15 protein-coding genes are annotated in these 17,580 nt (G+C 36.6%); all 15 read left to right on the forward strand.

From position 1 onward, the window contains the following. The first annotated feature begins 1 nt into the window (after position 1). The 15 genes from O3793_RS02785 (at position 2) to O3793_RS02855 (ending at position 17,385) form a co-directional block, all read left to right on the forward strand. Positions 2–1,429 carry an amidohydrolase gene (locus O3793_RS02785; protein ID WP_371445457.1) on the forward strand — a complete coding sequence of 476 codons (1,428 nt, stop codon included), beginning with the start codon at positions 2–4 and terminating at the stop codon, positions 1,427–1,429. A 15-nt stretch (positions 1,430–1,444) separates the two neighbouring features. Continuing rightward, positions 1,445–2,647, forward strand: a complete 1,203-nt coding sequence (ilvA, locus tag O3793_RS02790) for a threonine ammonia-lyase (protein WP_371445459.1) — start codon at positions 1,445–1,447, stop codon at positions 2,645–2,647. A gap of 1 nt (position 2,648) precedes the next feature. Continuing rightward, entirely contained in the window at positions 2,649–3,020 is a 372-nt protein-coding gene (locus O3793_RS02795) for a Rid family detoxifying hydrolase (RefSeq protein ID WP_371445461.1), read from the forward strand. Positions 3,021–3,450: 430 nt separating this feature from the next. Next, entirely contained in the window at positions 3,451–5,241 is a 1,791-nt protein-coding gene (locus O3793_RS02800; RefSeq protein WP_371445463.1) for a transcription antiterminator, read from the forward strand. Then, entirely contained in the window at positions 5,228–5,653 is a 426-nt protein-coding gene (locus O3793_RS02805; RefSeq protein ID WP_371445465.1) for a PTS sugar transporter subunit IIA, read from the forward strand. The genes O3793_RS02800 and O3793_RS02805 overlap by 14 nt, the downstream gene beginning before the upstream one ends. Before the next feature lie 12 nt (positions 5,654–5,665). Continuing rightward, positions 5,666–5,983: a PTS fructose transporter subunit IIB gene (locus tag O3793_RS02810; RefSeq protein WP_371445467.1), complete on the forward strand. Its 318-nt coding sequence runs from the start codon at positions 5,666–5,668 to the stop codon at positions 5,981–5,983. A 16-nt stretch (positions 5,984–5,999) separates the two neighbouring features. Then, positions 6,000–7,235: a PTS fructose transporter subunit IIC gene (locus O3793_RS02815; RefSeq protein ID WP_371445469.1), complete on the forward strand. Its 1,236-nt coding sequence runs from the start codon at positions 6,000–6,002 to the stop codon at positions 7,233–7,235. Positions 7,236–7,247: 12 nt separating this feature from the next. Beyond that, positions 7,248–8,717, forward strand: a complete 1,470-nt coding sequence (locus O3793_RS02820) for a hypothetical protein (protein ID WP_371445471.1) — start codon at positions 7,248–7,250, stop codon at positions 8,715–8,717. Next, the gene (locus O3793_RS02825; protein ID WP_371445472.1) at positions 8,710–9,828 is read left to right on the forward strand and encodes a glycoside hydrolase family 38 C-terminal domain-containing protein; all 1,119 of its coding nucleotides are present in this window, start codon (positions 8,710–8,712) and stop codon (positions 9,826–9,828) included. The genes O3793_RS02820 and O3793_RS02825 overlap by 8 nt, the downstream gene beginning before the upstream one ends. Positions 9,829–9,971: 143 nt before the next feature. Then, complete coding sequence (locus O3793_RS02830; protein WP_371445473.1) at positions 9,972–10,238, forward strand: tryptophan synthase alpha chain; 267 nt, start codon at positions 9,972–9,974, stop codon at positions 10,236–10,238. A 22-nt stretch (positions 10,239–10,260) separates the two neighbouring features. Beyond that, positions 10,261–10,476 carry a multiprotein-bridging factor 1 family protein gene (locus O3793_RS02835; protein WP_371445474.1) on the forward strand — a complete coding sequence of 72 codons (216 nt, stop codon included), beginning with the start codon at positions 10,261–10,263 and terminating at the stop codon, positions 10,474–10,476. Positions 10,477–10,597: 121 nt separating this feature from the next. Then, on the forward strand, positions 10,598–10,831 hold the full coding sequence (locus O3793_RS02840) for a DUF2922 domain-containing protein (RefSeq protein ID WP_371445476.1): 234 nt from the start codon (positions 10,598–10,600) through the stop codon (positions 10,829–10,831). A gap of 242 nt (positions 10,832–11,073) precedes the next feature. Next, on the forward strand, positions 11,074–11,766 hold the full coding sequence (locus O3793_RS02845) for a methylase (RefSeq protein ID WP_371445478.1): 693 nt from the start codon (positions 11,074–11,076) through the stop codon (positions 11,764–11,766). Between the two features lie 3 nt (positions 11,767–11,769). After that, positions 11,770–16,134: an Eco57I restriction-modification methylase domain-containing protein gene (locus O3793_RS02850; RefSeq protein ID WP_371445480.1), complete on the forward strand. Its 4,365-nt coding sequence runs from the start codon at positions 11,770–11,772 to the stop codon at positions 16,132–16,134. Positions 16,135–16,380: 246 nt separating this feature from the next. Next, on the forward strand, positions 16,381–17,385 hold the full coding sequence (locus tag O3793_RS02855) for a hypothetical protein (RefSeq protein ID WP_371445482.1): 1,005 nt from the start codon (positions 16,381–16,383) through the stop codon (positions 17,383–17,385). Positions 17,386–17,580 lie beyond the last annotated feature (195 nt).

A 17,580-nucleotide genomic window follows, 5' to 3' on the forward strand; every position in this document is an offset into this window, starting at 1 on the left:
CATGAGTAAGGAACATTTAAAAGAGCTTATCTCCAGTAAGATGAATCAATATATTGAATTAAGTCATTTTATCTGGGAGAATCCAGAACTTCGTTTTCAAACAGATAAGGCTGCAGAACGATTTGCCTATATGTTAGACAAAGAAGGGTTCAAAGTTGAAACGAATGTTGCGGGAGTACCCAATGCGATTCAAGCTACGTTTGGTAGCAAAGGGCCTGTTATTGGGTTGTTGGCAGAATATGATGCCCTCTCTAATATGAATCAGATTGCAGATCTTGGCCATAAAGAAAGTGAAACGGAAAATCAACCTGGTCATGGATGTGGGCACAATTTACTTGGTGTAGCAAGCTTGGCAGCGGCAGTAGCATTGAAGGATTATTTGATTGAAACAAGAACTGGAGGCACAATCATTTTATTCGGATGCCCTGCTGAGGAATCTGGATATGGGAAAGCATATCTTGCGAAAGCTGGAGTGTTCAAAGGAGTAGATGCAATGCTAGCTTGGCATCCTTCTGACATTACCAGTCCATGGTATCAAGGAACGTTAGCTGTAGTTCAGTCATATTTCAGCTTCGAAGGGATTGCTGCACACGCAGCAACAAACCCAGAGTTGGGAAGAAGTGCTCTTGATGCAGCAGAATTGATGAATGTTGGTGTGAACTATTTAAGAGAACACATTCCGGAAGGCGTTCGTCTTCATTATGCGTATATTGATGCAGGTGGAGAATCGGCAAATGTTGTACAAGCATCTTCTAAACTACATTACTTTATTCGTGCAACAGAACCTAAAGTGGCAATGGATGTTTTTGAAAGAGTGAAAAAAATTGCTCAAGGTGCAGCCTTAATGACGGAAACAAAATTAAGTGTTGATTTTGACTCTGCATGTATGAATTATGTACCGAATAAACGCTTAACAGATTTGATTTTTGAAAACTTAAAACAATATGGTGATGCAGAATACGATAAATTTGATTTAGCATATGCGACTAGATATCGTATGACACTAACAAGCTCACAAGTAGAAAAAATGAAGAGAAAATTAACTTCTGAATTTGGAACGGAAACAGCAAGCTGGGTTGAAAAACAATCTAAACTATCACTTTGTAGCAAGGTAGCTACAACTCCAGCAAGAAATACAATGATGGTTTCAACGGACGTGGGTGATGTTAGCTGGGTAGTTCCAACTGGACAATTTAACTTTGGATGTGAACCTCTCGGAACGGCACCTCATTCTTGGCAATGGGTTGCAAATGGTAAATCTGAAATAGCACATAAGGGGATTGAAAAAGCAGGTCAAATTTTGGCTTTCAGTGCATTGGATTTAATTAATCAACCAGATGTACTTGAGGAAGTTAAAGATGAATTTGCTCAATTTAAGGAAAGTCGACCATTCCAAAGTATGTTATTAGATAATGCAAAACCTCATTAATTAGGGGAGGTATTCATGATATCAATCGAAGAAATTAAAAAAGCTAGAGAAGTAATTCGAGATACAGTGGCTCATACGCCTGTAGTAGAATTAGAATTACCCAATCAAGAAACAAATATATTTTTGAAATGCGAAAACTTACAACTAGCTGGATCTTTTAAGGTCAGAGGTGCACTTTATCGTATGTCTCAATTGTCTACGCAAGAAAAAGAGAATGGGGTAATTGCTTGGTCGGCAGGAAACCATGCTCAAGGAGTTGCTTTAGCAGCTAAGAAGGCAGGGGTGAAAGCGACAATTTGTATTCCTTCTTTAGGCTCTATGTCGAAGATTGAAGCAACGAAAAGTTACGGAGCAAGAGTCGTTTTGTCGAATGGAAATTTTGAAGATGCAAAAGCGGAAGCAATGGAAATCCAGAAGGAGGAAGGGTTAACAATTATCCATCCGTATGATGATGATGCGATTATTGCTGGTCAGGGGACAATTGGACTTGAAATCCTCGAGCAACTACCTTCTGTAGAAAGTGTTGTTGTTCCAATCGGGGGTGGCGGTCTTATTAGTGGTATTGCTCTTGCAATCAAGACTCTTAAACCTTCATGTAAAATCTATGGTGTAGAGGCTGAGAGTGTCCCATCGATGAGAGAATCGGTATCTCGTGGAGAGGTTACTGAAGTTGTATCACTACGAACAATAGCTGATGGAATTGCAGTGAAGAAACCAGGTGATTTAACTCTCGAATATGTAAAAAAATATGTAGATGAAATTGTGACAGTAAAAGAGGATGAGTTAGCAGAAAGCATGATTTTCCTTCTTGAAAAGAAACACTTATTAGCAGAAGGTGCTGGAGTAGCAGCAGTTGCTGCTTGCCTCTTTAATAAGGTTCCAGTACAACAAGGAAAGACGCTTTGTGTCGTTTCTGGCGGGAATGTGGATATGTCTTTACTTAAGAAAGTTACAGAGAACGTCTTAAGAAATCGTGGAAAAATTATCACCATTGATGTAGAGATAAAAGACTCCCCAGGAGAACTTTCAAAACTTATTTCTGATATTGGATGCCTGAAAGGAAACATTGTGGAGATTCGTCATGACCGAAGAAGTGATCATGTGTCGATTGGAAATTGTATTGCCAGTATCGATATTGAAGTAAAAGATAATGATCATGCACGTGTGCTGGAGAGTGAATTGAAACAAAAAGATTATATTTTAGATTGGAGAAATTAGAATGAAAGTTCATTTTATTGAAGGAGCGCCAAAAGCGGTCGGACCATACTCTCATGCAGTTGAACATGGAAATACATTATATGTGTCAGGACAATTAGGGTTAGATCCAGTTACGAATGCATTAAGAGAAGGAGTCATTGATCAAGCTGAACAAGCATTAGAAAATTTAAACACTATTATTACAGGTTCGGGGTTTGAGAAGAAGGGCATCTTAAAATGTACAGTATATTTGAAAGATATTAACAACTTCAAGAGTGTTAATGAAGTATACGAAACTTTTATGGATGGACATAAGCCAGCTAGGGTAGCGTTTGAAGTAGCAAAGCTTCCTCTAGATGCTCTTGTTGAAATTGACGCTATTGTAGGGAAATAGAATATAAAAAACGAATTCTCTAACCTGAGAATTCGTTTTTTATTTTATTAACCGTCTTTTTTTCTGGGCAAACAAAAGATTTAGAGGAGAAGTTTGGGATAAGCCTAAAAAACAACGGTTTAGCACTTGCTGTATTTGTTAATAATTCTAAAGAATAAAAGAAAATATATAGAATTAAAAAATAGAATAGGATTAGTGTTCAGTTTTCGGCATATCCTCTATTGATAACACGAATTTATCCGGATATAATAAAAGAAAATGCTAATATTAATTGCATAGGGATATATAATTTTAAGGAAGAGTTCTAGGGAATCTAGGACTCTTTTTGCATATATGTATCTAACGCTTCTGTATTTGGCAGTAGGTACTGACAAAAAATGATAATAAAACCGTCAATATATTATTTAAAATAAGAATGGGGGAGATAGATTTGAGTTTAAACGAGAAATTATCGGTATTACAAATACTACAAAAAAATTCTAACAAGTATGTTACTGCAAATGAAATTGCGAATTTGTTAGGAATCTCTGAAAGAACCGTTTATAGATATATAAAAGCAGTAAATCAGGACTTAAAAGCTCAAGAAGTAGAAATTGTGTCGACTCCTGGTTTAGGATATCAGCTTGTCGGGAATAGTTTTCATTTAACTGAAAATGTAAGCCCTTTAAATATAAAGAGTGCGTTCTCTAACAATGTCATTCACTATTTGCTAGAAAAGCTGCTATTCAATGAAAGAGTAAGTATTCAAGAAGTTCTTTCTAAATTTTATATTTCTGAATCAGTGTTACACAGAGTTCTTCAATCAATCAACAGTCTAGAACAAAATAGTGGGGCGAGAGTCGGAATTGATTCTGCGAATATTGTACTGAAAGGTAATTTATTAGAACGTACGATATTTTTTGTGGGGCAATTGTTATCTATGAAATTGAACCATGAAGAAGGGTTAAAAGATATCTTTCAGTTAAAAAAGACATTCATAAAAAATAATGACGCGAATATTGATTGCGAGAAAATATTAGAAGAAGGATACACCGTATTTGATCGTAAAATTATCGAGTGGAGCGCGTTTGTAATTGTTTGCCAGCAGTATGGTAGGCAGGTTGAGAGTATCCAATTACATCTTGAAAATTTTGAGGATATTACAGAAATCGTAAGGATACTGAATGTTTTAAATTCTACGCAGACTAAGAACGTATTGGCCCAAGTTGTTCAGACATCACTGACGTATCTTTTGTTTACCAATGCAAATGAGAAGAAAGATGAAGAAGCTTATTTCCAACGGTTAAATAAGCATTTGATATCTCTCGTAAAACAAAAACAGTTTTCGATTAATATCAAAAACAATTTATTAGATACGATCAAAAAAGACTATGCACTGGAATATCAAGTGTCAGGGTTACTAGCGTATCAGATTGAATTAGCCTTCGATATTCAGCTCAACAAAAATGATGTTGGCTTTATCGCTTTATACTTGGCCACTCTAAACAAGAAGAAGGATTTGAATGGAGAAAATATTAAAGGCGTTATTATTTCCAATAGCTTAAGTACAGGATTCCTATTTAGAGAAAGAGTTCGAACCATCGAAGCAGATTTAGAAATTGTTGAGGTCTTAACGGAATGGGAAATGGAAGAAAGAGAATTAGATGAATATGAAGTTATCATCAATCTCACTAAGAATGCGATTCTCAAAAATAAAGAATGTATTCAAATTTTAGATCCATTATCAGAAAATGCGCTAGATGTTATTGCAGAGAAACTTAGAGACGTTCGCCAGTCTTCTATAGAAGGAGGTCAGTTACTTCCTAAGGCAGTTCATCAGTTAGCATCAGTTTCTAGAGAAGATGTGTTAGCGGAGTTGCTAGGACAATTAACCGTTCCTCAAGAGGAGCAAGGACGAATTCTTCAACAAATATTAGAACGAGAGAAGATAACGTCGACAGCTATAGGCAATGCCGTTGCAATTCCTCATACGATTCTAGACTCGTTAGATGAAACCAAGATTATTGTTGGAATAAAAGACGAAGGAATCCTTTGGGAAGGCGATATCGTTCGCTTAGTCTTCTTAATAGTGTTCGCTAAAAACGAACCATCCCAGAATATATTGTTTAGAAAAATCTATAATTTTACACGGGATAAGGAGCGAGTGAACAAATTAATTAAAGAACAAAAAATTGAAGTACTGACAGAGTATTTGGAAGGAGAAAGTCATGGAACTCATTGAAACAAATCATGTGATATTCGGGAAAGAATCGAATAGAGATGCAGTCTTACAGACGCTCTCTAATAGAGTGTTGGAATTAGGATATTCCAAAGTAGATCTTGTCCCAGATTTCTTAAGAAGAGAGGAAGAATTTTCAACGGCGATTGGATTTGGAATTTCGATTCCACACGCAAAGTCTAACAATGTTTTACATCCAGGAGTTTTTGTATTTAAAGGTGAAAATAAAATAGATTGGAATGGGGAGGAGGTTCAGGTTGCCATAGCAATTTTAACACCTTTGGAAGGTGCGGATACTCACTTGCAGATACTGGCTAAGCTCTCTAGAAAATTGATGCATAAAGAATTTAGAGAAGCTTTATTTAATGCAAGTAGTGAACAAGAAGTCGTAGACGTATTAACGTTTGAAGAGTAGGAGGAAAACAATATGACAAAGAAAATGGTTGCACTATGTGCCTGCCCAATGGGGTTAGCACATACATTTATGGCTGCTGAAGCGATTGAAGTGGAAGCAAAGAATAGAGGATATGAATATAAGGTAGAAACACAAGGTTCTGATGGTGTTCAAAATAAACTAACAAGAAATGACATTGACGAAGCTGATTTTATTATTCATGCCATTGCGGTTACACCTTTAGAGATGGAACGTTTCGATGGAAAAGAAGTTTATGAGGTTGGGTTACAAGAAATCATTAAAAATGTCAGTGGTATTTTTGATGAGATCGAAGAAGATTTAAATAATTAAGAGGAGGTAGAAGGAAATGGTAGTAAAGAAAAAAATAGTTAACACAAGTTCTTCAGAAGGAGCGCCTAAAACAGAGGCTCCTAAGACAAACGAACAAAAAACAGGAGTTTGGACTGAAATTAGTAAACACTTGATGACTGGTATTTCTTACATGATTCCAGTATTAATCATGGGGGGATTAGTGGGCGCATTCTCTCAAATTATCCCTTATGTTATTTTTGGTTTAAGTCCAGATGTTAGTATTTTAGATGCAATTAATAGTGGAAATTATACAGGATTTAACTTTACGTTGTTGAAAATAGCGCAATTAATGCAATCGTTTGGATTTACTTTATTTGGATTTGCAATTCCGCTATTTGCGGCCTTCACAGCTTTCTCAATCGGAGGCAAGACAGCTTTTGCAACAGGATTCATTGGCGGTTATGTTGCTGTTAAACCAATCGCAACTCTTGTTCTTCAAGATGGCCAATGGAAAGAAGTGGCGCCTGTTCCTTCTGGATTCCTAGGTGCGATTATCATTGCATTTGCAATTGGATATTTTGTTAAATTCCTTAATGAAAAAATTAAACTTCCAAAGAATTGGTTGGCATTCAAGACAACTTTCTTAATTCCGCTTATTGCAGCAATTGTAACAATGATCTTGATGGTTTACATCATTACTCCATTTGGTGGACTTGTGAATGGATGGATTAAATCAGTTCTAGAAGCAGCTGGAAAATCAGGACAATTTGTGTATGCATTAATTCTTTCAGCAACAACAGCATTTGACTTAGGTGGACCAGTAAATAAAGCGGCAGGATTCGTTGCATTAGGATTTACTACCGACAAGATTTTACCAGTAACAGCAAGATGTATTGCGATTGTTACACCAAGTATCGGTTTAGGATTATCTACATTATTAGACAGAGTGTTAGTTCGTCGTCGTGTATATGACAAACAATTCTATGAAGCAGGTAAAACTTCTATTTTCCTAGCATTTATGGGTATTTCAGAAGGTGCGATTCCATTTGCGTTAGAACGCCCAATGTTCACAATCCCTCTTTACGTAGTCGGATCTATTATCGGTGCGATGACAGGGGTTGGACTTGGAGCAGTTCAATGGTTCCCAGAATCAGCAATTTGGGCATGGCCTTTAATTACAAACATCTTCCCTTATGTTTTAGGTATTGCAGTAGGTTCACTCTTCATTGCAGTTGTAAATATTTACTATCGTAATCACCTTATTAAGATTGGAAAATTAGAAGTGTTATAGAAAGGTAAATAGATGGCTGAGAAAAAAATAAAAATAATCCCACACACGCACTGGGATAAAGAATGGTATTTTACCTCTGCGCGTTCTCTCGTATATTCATTAAAGGATTTCGATGAAGTGCTAGATATATTAGATGCAGATCCAGATTTTAAATGCTTTCACCTAGATGGGCAACTGTCTATTGTGGAAGAGTATCTAGAACTACATCCCGAACGTGAAGAACAATTCGCTAGATTAGTAAAAGAAGGAAGATTAATCATTGGTCCTTGGTATACTCAACCAGACACACTTGTTGTTTCTGGAGAGAGTCTACTAAAAAATCTCGAGATTGGGATGAAACTGTCTGAAAAATATGGCGGACATCAATCGATTGGTTATCTTCCAGACTCATTTGGAATGTCGAGTCAAATGCCACAAATCTATCATCATATGGGATTGAAATACGCATTTTTCAGACGAGGCATTGCAAAACATCTCGTAGATAATAGAGAGTTTATGTGGGAATCTCCTGATGGAACAAAGATGTTTACACATAATCTTCACCATTATGGGAATATGGCTTATCCACCCAATGGAAAAGAAGAAGTCAAAGCGTATTATCAAGAAATGATTGATAAACTAGAGGATTCTTCATTGTCTGACACCGTATTACTTTATAACGGAGAAGATCAAAAACCAATTCGAAAAAATCTTCCGGAATTAGTGAGAATTGGGAATGAGAGTGGCGAGTACTCGATAGAAATAGATACTTTAGAAAATGCGCTAGCAAGTATTCAACAAGAATATTTGGAGAAACAATTACCATTACCAACTTACAACGGTGAGTTTACATTTGGGCAATTTAGCAGAACGCATAAGAGTATCTTTTCAACAAGGGTAGACCTTAAACAACTAAATAATCACTTAGAAAATTATTTGAGCAATATTGTTGAACCATTATCTGTTTTAGCGAGCGATGCTGGTTCGAAATATGAATCAATTCTAATAGATAACATCTGGAAATTAATGTTATTAAATTCAGCTCATGATTCCATCGGCAATTGCAACTCGGATTGGACGAATGAAGACATTAAAGCACGATATGTGAAGGCAAAATCGTTAGCGGAAGAGCTCGTAGAGTTTAAGATGCGTAAAATGGGACAACAAGTAAAACAACTCGATTTCACACAATTTCAAGTGTATAACTTGCTGCCAAATGAACGGTCAGGATTTATCGATATTGAGCTATATACACCGTACAAGCAGTTTACGATTCTTGATGCTAATGGAGTAGAATCGAAATTTGTTGTCAATCAGGTGGATGAAGTGACAGATAGTTACTTGAAGAAATCGATAAAAGAAATTGGTGTTAATAATGAACTAGAGGCAGATTGGCCAAACAAAATTAATCGATTATACCGTGTTCAGTTAACGCTTTGTGCAGAACAACTCCCATCAATGGGCTATCAAACGTATTACTTTAAGGAGATAGGTGATGAATAATATGAATACAAAAAATCAAATTGAAAATAGTCACTATCTCATTGAGTTCAAAGATGGGCAAATTCATTTGTTCGACAAAGTCAATCAAGCAAATTATCCAAATATCATCTCTGTCATTGATGATGGCGATGAAGGGGATAGTTATGACTACTCAGAACCGTTTGATAATAAAGAGATAGGAGCGGAATTTCTAGGCTGCGAAATCGTTGAAAAGGCTCTTAAAAGTACCATGAAATTAACAGGGACAATAGCCTTGCCGATTGATTTAGAAAGTCGTGCTAACGAGGGTGAGACCGTTCAGCAAGAAGTGAACCTAGAAATCGTGCTCAATCACCATATCTTAGAAGAAAGTATCAGTGTTGAGATTCGAACGGTTAATATCTCGGATGAACATCGTTTGAGAGTCGTCTTTAACACTCATAAAAAGAATGAAAAATCTTATGCGGATATTCAATTTGGTACAATCGAGCGGCCAACTTATTTGCCACAAGTTGAACAGTGGAAAGAAGAACGTTGGGATGAAAAGCCTCGTACAATTGAACCTCTTCTATCCTATGTTACAAATGGATTTGACGCGTGTGATTTGCAGATTGTGACAGAAGCGGTGAGAGAGTATCAATTTATTGGTGAAGACTATGCTCAAATAGCAATGACAGTATATCGTTCAGTTCCGTACTTAGGAAAATCAGATTTACAGGATCGTCCAGGTCGTGAATCAGGAACTAAAGTGAGAACAGAAGGAACTCGTCATATGAATGAATTAATCCAAGCTCGATATTATTTAAGAGTTCTAGGAGCAGCAGATGATGAGTATAGCTGCGCTCAGTTTGCAAAAGAAATGTTAACACCATTGATTGGTTATCAGGCTGCATCGTTCCGTAATAATACGGATGAGTTTGTACTTTCGATTGCGGACGAAATGAATCTTCCTCCAACGCATTCACTCGTTGAAGTAGAAGGAAAGGTTGTCTGTTCAACGGTTAAGAAGGATTCACGTGGGACAATTATCCGTCTTTATAATCCAAAGAGAAGCGAACGTGCAGAAGCTAGCGTAGATAACAAAACAGTAGAATTGAAGACGTGTCAGTTTGACGATTTGCTAATAGACTAGTAAGTTTTAATTGATATTTAGAGTAGAACCCTTTTCCGAATGGAGAGGGTTCTTTTTTGAGCAAAATAATACTATAAAAGAGCAAGATTATCATATGTGATAATTATCATATATGATAATCTTAAGGTGTGGAGGTGGGAGAGATGAAGCGCAAGTTTAAAATCAAAAAGGATATGGTAGATAAGCTAGATGAGTATTCATACGAAGAAAAGGTAAAATATGCGGCTGTATTAAAAATACTGCAAGAAGATGGGCTAACAGAAGAGATGATTCAGAAATGGGGACGATGGTATAAAGGGAAACACGGATTGTTAATAAACCTTTCTAAAAATGTTAAGGAGGATATAGACGATGGGGACGTACCTAACTTCAAAACTTTGCAAGCTTTCATCAGAATATCCGACGTTTGAGTATGATTTAGAAAAGGAAATAATGAAGCAGCGAGTTGCGTTGCAGATGACTAAGTTACAAACAGTGACAGGACTTTCTTTGGAAGACTTTGCAAAAGAAGTCGATCTTAAAGCTTCAAATCTTTCTAGATTGCAGAGTGGAGACCATAATCCAACAATCCTAACTCTGTTAGATTTAGCCTATCGTTGTGGTTACGAAGTGGAAGTGAAGGTGAAAAAGAAAAAATTTCCTCAATAGAATCACAACGTTACAATGATGCACAGAAAAGTCCTTTCAGAGCATAGCAATTTAACTCCTAAATTTGTTTTTATAAGTGTAGGGATTATTGGACTATGAACACAAATGAGGAGGAAGAATCATGGCGCATCAAACGATTGTCGAGAAAAAACTATATTTAAGATTCAAAGGGAGTGACAGGAAAGCAAAGAACCTGATTATTGCACACCCTGATGAAAAGTTGAAGAAGATTACAGCAAATATGGCAATGGATAAAATTGTGGAAACTAATCTTTTTGAAAAAGAAGGAGTCCAATTGTATAAAGTTCGAAGAGATGCTTGCTATAAGAATCGTAGAGTGGACGTGTTTTTTTAATAATGATAAATAAGCGATTAGGAATAAAAAGTGCTGCTGAAATTTTACAGCAGCACTTTTTGGTATTAAATAAACTAGTTTGTAGAGAAGAGAAAAATAATAAATTACTTAACTAAAAAGCGGATTATTAATATTAATTCTTTTTCAGAAAATGCTTTCATGTTATACTTAAAAGGTATATTTATAAAGATTTTTTAAGTGTAGAAAATAATAAAATTGGATAATATTCAAGGAGAAATAAAGTGAAGGAAAATTTGATTAAATCAAAACATCGAGTTCAAAAGCATGGGGAAGTATTTACACCATCGTGGATGGTTCAGAAGATGCTCGATGTCCCAGGAGTAAAAGAAGCTTGTGAAAATGTTTCTGCTACTTTTCTAGAGCCAGCTGCTGGAGATGGAAATTTTTTATTGGCTATTTTAGAACGTAAATTGGATGCTGTTACAAGAAAATATGACAAAAAGAATTGGAAAACGAAATCCTTAATTGCATTATCATCTATTTATGGAATTGAGTATCTCCGTGATAATTTATCTTTAGCACAATCGCGGATGTTTGTGTATTACTTAAAGTGGTATGAAAAGAATTTTGGGGTTCGACCAACTAGTAGAAATGACATCTATAAATCGGCTTATTATCTTATTCATAAAAATATTGTTCGTGGAGATACATTAACCCAAAAACATCCAGTTACCGGGACTGAAATTTGGTTTAATGAATGGCAAATCGTGAAAGGTCATCCCAGTACTGTAAGAAGAATTCCTTTTGCTCTTTCTGAACTATTGGGCAAAAATGCGACGGATGATGGGAATGTTGTAGAGGGACAGTTAAGTTTATTCGATCTAGACGACTTTTCTATCGAAAGTAAATCGGAAGAAAAACCAATTTTGTTTGAAGAAATCAATATTCAGAAAGTTTATTTGTTGGGGGATTAGGTAATGGAGTCAAATTTTGATTTTTTAACTATTGATATGGATACGGCGGAGCTCTTTCGTACTATTAATATGGCAGAGGAGAATTATAGCCATAGAGACTATGAGGGGACTCTTACAAAAGTAAGAAAAGTGGCTGAAAATGCTGCTAAGTTGATTGCTGATAGAGAATATTTGCAGGTACATGAACGAGCTACTTTTAGTGAAGTCTTAAGAGATATAAAAAGATTCATATCTAATCAAACTATCGTCGATTATTTCTACGAAATTAAAGGAAGAGGAAATAATTCCTCTCATATTCTAAATCCAGAAGACGCTACAAAAGAGAATGCATTAAAGGCTCTTAAACAAGTCTTTGATATTTTAGCATGGGTGATGTTGACGTATATTAACCCGGACGTCAAAGAAGAAGCTATTGGTAGATTTTTAGAACCTAAAGCTGAAGAAATGTATACAACAGCTGAAAGAAAATTTATTTATATTCAAACGGTTGAAAATGAAGATGGTTTGTTTAATGCATTTGAGGGAACTCATAAGATTGGAGAAGGAACTATTTCTCAGGAAGATGTAGAGGCAGACTGGTCTCCAAATAGTGACTTTTTAAGAAAAATTGCGCCAAAACGAATCAATCAATATATGAAAACCTCGGGCCTTCCATATATATTAGGATGGGTAGAGCTTGCGTATAAGAAATCTACTAAAACATGGTTCCATGACTATGATGTTCATGCTGTTTTAAGAAGATCCGGAATTCCAAACGCAGAAAAGCTAGAGGGAAAAGAATGGTTTAAAACGGACTTAGAGACTGCTAAATTAGCAATAAAGGCAGTTAAAGAAGGAAGAAACTATATAAATTCTTCTATTGAGGAGTCGTTTATAGATGGAGTTGAAATTCAACTTCGTCCTGAGCAAGAAAATGCAGTGAAACAAACTCAAAAAGTATTTAGAGATAAAGATAGAATGCTCTGGAATGCAAAAATGCGTTTTGGAAAAACTCTAACCGCTTTGCAACTAGTAAAAAACGAACAATTCCAAAGAGTTCTAATTGTGACTCATAGACCTGTAGTTTCAGACTCTTGGTTTGATGATTTTAAAAAAATGCGTATGAATGACGCTGGATATGATTTCGGCTCAATTAATAAAGGGGAAAAGTTGGAGACGTTGAAACGAAGTGACAAACCTTTTATATACTTCGCTTCTATTCAACTGCTTCGATATAATAATGGGCAAACAAACTTACAAGATTTTTCTGATGTAGATTGGGATTTAATTATTATTGATGAGGCGCATGAAGGAACTCAGACTGAATTGAGCAATAAAGTACTGCAAGGGCTGGTTAAACATAATACAAAAATTCTTGAACTTTCAGGAACTCCATTTAATATTTTAAGTCAGTTCGATGAGGAACAGGTGTACACTTGGGATTATGTTATGGAGCAGACTGCCAAGAAAAAGTGGGAGTTAGAGCATCCAGACAAACCAAACCCTTATGAATCATTGCCTAAAGTGTTGATGTATACTTTTGAAATGAGAAATAAGGAAAAATTCGCAGATGAATCAAAAGCTTTTAATTTTAGAGAGTTTTTCAGAGTAGATGAGTATGGGGATTTTGTTCATAAGGAAGATGTTCGTAAATTTTTAGATAATATTACTAATCCAGCAGGTAAAACTAATTATCCATTCTCAACAAAAGAATACCGTGAAGAGTTACGACATACTCTATGGATTATGCCTGGTGTTAAGGAAGCGAATGCACTGGAAAAAATGCTTACAGAACACCCAGTTTTTGGTATAGATTATGAGATTGTAAATGTTGTTAAAAGAGATATTGATGATGATGGGATTGCGAATGACGCGGATATTGAAAAGGTCCGTACTGCAATAGCTGATCCATCGAAAACAAAAACGATTACTCTGACTGTCCGTAGGTTAACGACAGGAGTCAATATTCCGGAATGGACAGCTGTAATGTTCTTGTCAAATACTAATAGTGCAATGAATTATCTTCAAGCTGCCTTTAGAGCTCAAACGCCGTTCTCTCATGAAAAACTTGGAATGAAGAAAAGATGTTATATCTTTGATTTTGCACCAGATAGAGCATTAACAGTTATGGCAGAGAGCGCGCAAATCAATTCAGGCGTTGGTAAGAAGAATACCCAAGAACAGAAGCAAGCAATGGCTCAATTGCTGAATTTTATGCCGATATTAGGAAATAGCGATACGGGTATGAAGACTTTCAATGTTGATAGAATGTTGACTCAGCTAAAAAAAGTTTATGCTGAAAAAGCGGTGCGGTCAGGATTTGAAGATGATAGTATTTATAATGACAATTTATTGACACTCACTGCTGAAGATGCAAGTATGTTTAATCAACTGAATGCCATAGTTGGAAAGACTCAGAATCAGAAAACTCCTAAAAAAATTATAGTAAATGAAAATGGGTTAACTGATGAGCAATATGACCAAGCAGAGAAAGCTAAAAAGAAACCTGCGAAGCAAAGAACTGTAGAAGAATTGGAACTTCTTGAGAAAGTCAAGGAGGCTAGAAAACAGCGAAAGACAATGATATCTATTTTGCGAGGAGTATCTATTCGAATTCCAATGATGATTTATGGAATGACTGTGGATTTATCTAAGGATATTACCATTCAGGATTTTGTAAATCAGGTAGATGAAGAATCGTGGAAAGAATTTATGCCCAAAGGGTTTACTAAAGGGATGTTCAGTGAAATTGCTAAATATTATGATGCTGAAGTCTTTATTGAAGCGGGTCGTATTATCCGTCAAAGAGCGAAGTCATTTGATTCATTGGATTTTATAAATAGAGCTGAAAGAATCGCTGAACTTTTTGGAACTTTTAAAAATCCAGATAAAGAAACCGTCTTGACACCATGGCGTGTAGTGAATCTCCAAGTTAATAAGTCTGTAGGAGGCTTAAACTTTTACGACGATAACTATGAATCTGTTACAGATGGAGCAACTTCTAATTTACACTGGGTAGAGAATAAAAATACTGTTACTGTTTATAATAAAAATACTAGAATCATAGATGTTAATTCGAAAACTGGACTGTATCCACTTCATAGTGCTATTAGTCTTTATTATCAAAGAATTAAAGAAAATGATGATAATTATTTCGAAGCTGATAGAATTTATCAAGAGATTTTAGCGAATAATATTTATGCAGTTGCTAAAACTCCAATGGCAAAGACAATTACTGAGCGTACGCTAGCAGGGTATCGTAACTATAAAACGAATGTAGTATTTATAGAGAATCTAACAGATATGTTAAAAGATGACCTTAAGAAAGGGAAAGAAACAATTGAGGAGGTATTTAAGAACGTGAAATTTGATGTAGTTGTAGGGAATCCTCCATACCAAGAAGAAGGAGAGGCAAGAAATGAGCCGATTTATCATCATTTTATGGAATTAGCTTATAATGTTGCGGATAAGGCGGTCTTAATTACACCTGCTCGTTTCCTTTTTAATGCAGGTCAGACTCCGAAGGCTTGGAATAAGAAAATGTTAGAAGATAATCATCTGAAAGTAGTTTATTATGCACAAAAATCAGAAGAAGTATTTCCTAATACGGCAATTATGGGTGGAGTTGTTGTTACTTATCGTGATATAAATGAGAACTTTGGTGGAATAGGAGTATTTACGGCTCATAAAGAGATTTATAACATAGTAGAAAAAGTAGAAAACTCAAAAAAATTCGAATCATTTTCTAAATTAGTATATCCTCAGGGGATTTATAGATTTTCATCATACTTTTTTGAAAAATATCCTCATGCTGAAGGGTTACAAGGGAAAGGAACAAAATCAAAAATTGTTTCTAAGTCGTTACAAAACCTAGAGTTTGTATTTTCTGAAGAAAAAACACCTAATGCTGCAAAGTTATTAGGGAGAATTGGGTCAGAAAGAGTATATAGATATATTGAAAAAGACTATTTAGAAACACCTGATATTTTTGATAAATATAATGTTTTAGTTCCTGAAGCTAACGGAAGCGGTTCTATAGGTGAAGTTGAGTCGACTCCTATTATTGGAGAACCCGTGATTGCTGAGCCGTCTACTGGACATACAGATACATTTTTATCTATAGGTGCATTTGATACACAAGAAGAGGTAAATAGTTGTCTAAAGTATGTCAAAACAAAATTCTGTCGGTTTATGTTGGGAGTTTTAAAAATCACTCAGCATAATTCTAGAAATACGTGGGATAAAGTACCTCTTCAAGACTTTACATCAAATTCAGACATTGATTGGACTCAATCAATTAGTGATATAGATCAGCAACTATATAGAAAGTATGAGTTAACGGAGGAAGAGATTAACTTCATTGAAAGCAAAGTCAAGGAAATGAATTAGATTCAAAATATTTCATAATACAATAGTTTTGGAAGATTTATATTTATGGGAATTAAGCAGACACCCTCTGCTTAATTCCTTTTTTTATCTCCAACATCACCTGCTTTTTCTTTCCCACCTATGCTATAATAATCTTGAATAGAGAAGGTTTTCATGATTGGAGGAGAGAGTATGAAAGGGAAACAATTATTTGCATCAGCGCTTTGTGTATTGGCGCTGGCGGCTTGCAACAAGAAGCCGGAAGAAGTGACGACGACCCAGACGCCTACGACGGTTCAAGTGACGACTGTGGCACAGACGACGGTAGTCCAGACTGAGCATGCGACGTATTTTGAGATGTTGCTCTTATCGTATAATGTGGCGGCCAAGGATGCCGATATCACAGAAGGGTTAGCCGCGGCCAAGAAGGTGCGTGACGAGATGTTTGCGCAATTTCCAAGCGACAAGGATGACATCGACTATGCCTATTCGGACTTGGAGCTCTTGGTTCGTTTTAATGCGACTGGATTTAGCGACTTCATGAAGCGGTGGAATGCGTCTACTGGGCAGCATTTCGAGGCTTTGCACGAAGCGATTCACATGGATGCTGCGACCATCAATGGCGATAAGGTCAAATGGAATATGATGGGTGTTGTAGGCTCAAACGACTACGAAGTGATGGTGGTGGAAGCGTATCTGGATTCGACGAAGAAAGAGGCGTTCCTCTTTGCCTACGAAGACGGCGAGCCAATCGTTCTTCGTGCGACCAATGTGACGCGTGAGACACTCTCAAAAGCAGCGTTTCAAGTTGTGAAGGACGCTGATTTACTGAAAGGCTTTACCGACAATGCGACGTGGAAAGCAACTTCTGATGCGTCTGCGAATCAATCGGTTGCGGATGCGATGGCGATTTATGCGCGTAAAAGAGGCGAAATCTATGAGCGCACGAGTCCAGCGACCCAGCGGGAGTACTATGATTTAGCCGTTCCAGACCAGCTTTTCAAATATGCTACGGTCGATGGCGAGAAGGCGAACTTCAAGTGGGCAGGGCTGACTTTCCAATCTGGAGGCGACTCGTATGAAATCGTGGAGTGTTATGTGTCTGAATCAGGGACATCGGTGATCGTATTTGCCAAAAAAGAAGGAATCAATGTGCTGTTAATCGGCGAATCAGAGCCACAGACGACTAAGAAAGCGGATGGAACGATCAAGTCGAGCATCGTGAACCTCCAACCGTACGAGAACGACACACTAGAACGTGCATTGTGGTAAGACAGGAGAAGTAGAATGACAGAAATACAACAACTCGAACAACTAATGAATGAGATGCTGCCGGGATTGCAGCTCTTTGCTAGAGACATCAACCTAACGCCGGAAGAAGTAGCGAAGTTTAAGGTGGGGCAGATCGTGCGTAACGCAGCCTTTACCGATGCGACGAGTCGCGTGGGGGGCATGGTGACAACGCAC

It is taken from the genome of Granulicatella sp. 20925_1_28, from assembly GCF_041433575.1.
Lineage (GTDB): Bacteria > Bacillota > Bacilli > Lactobacillales > Aerococcaceae > Granulicatella.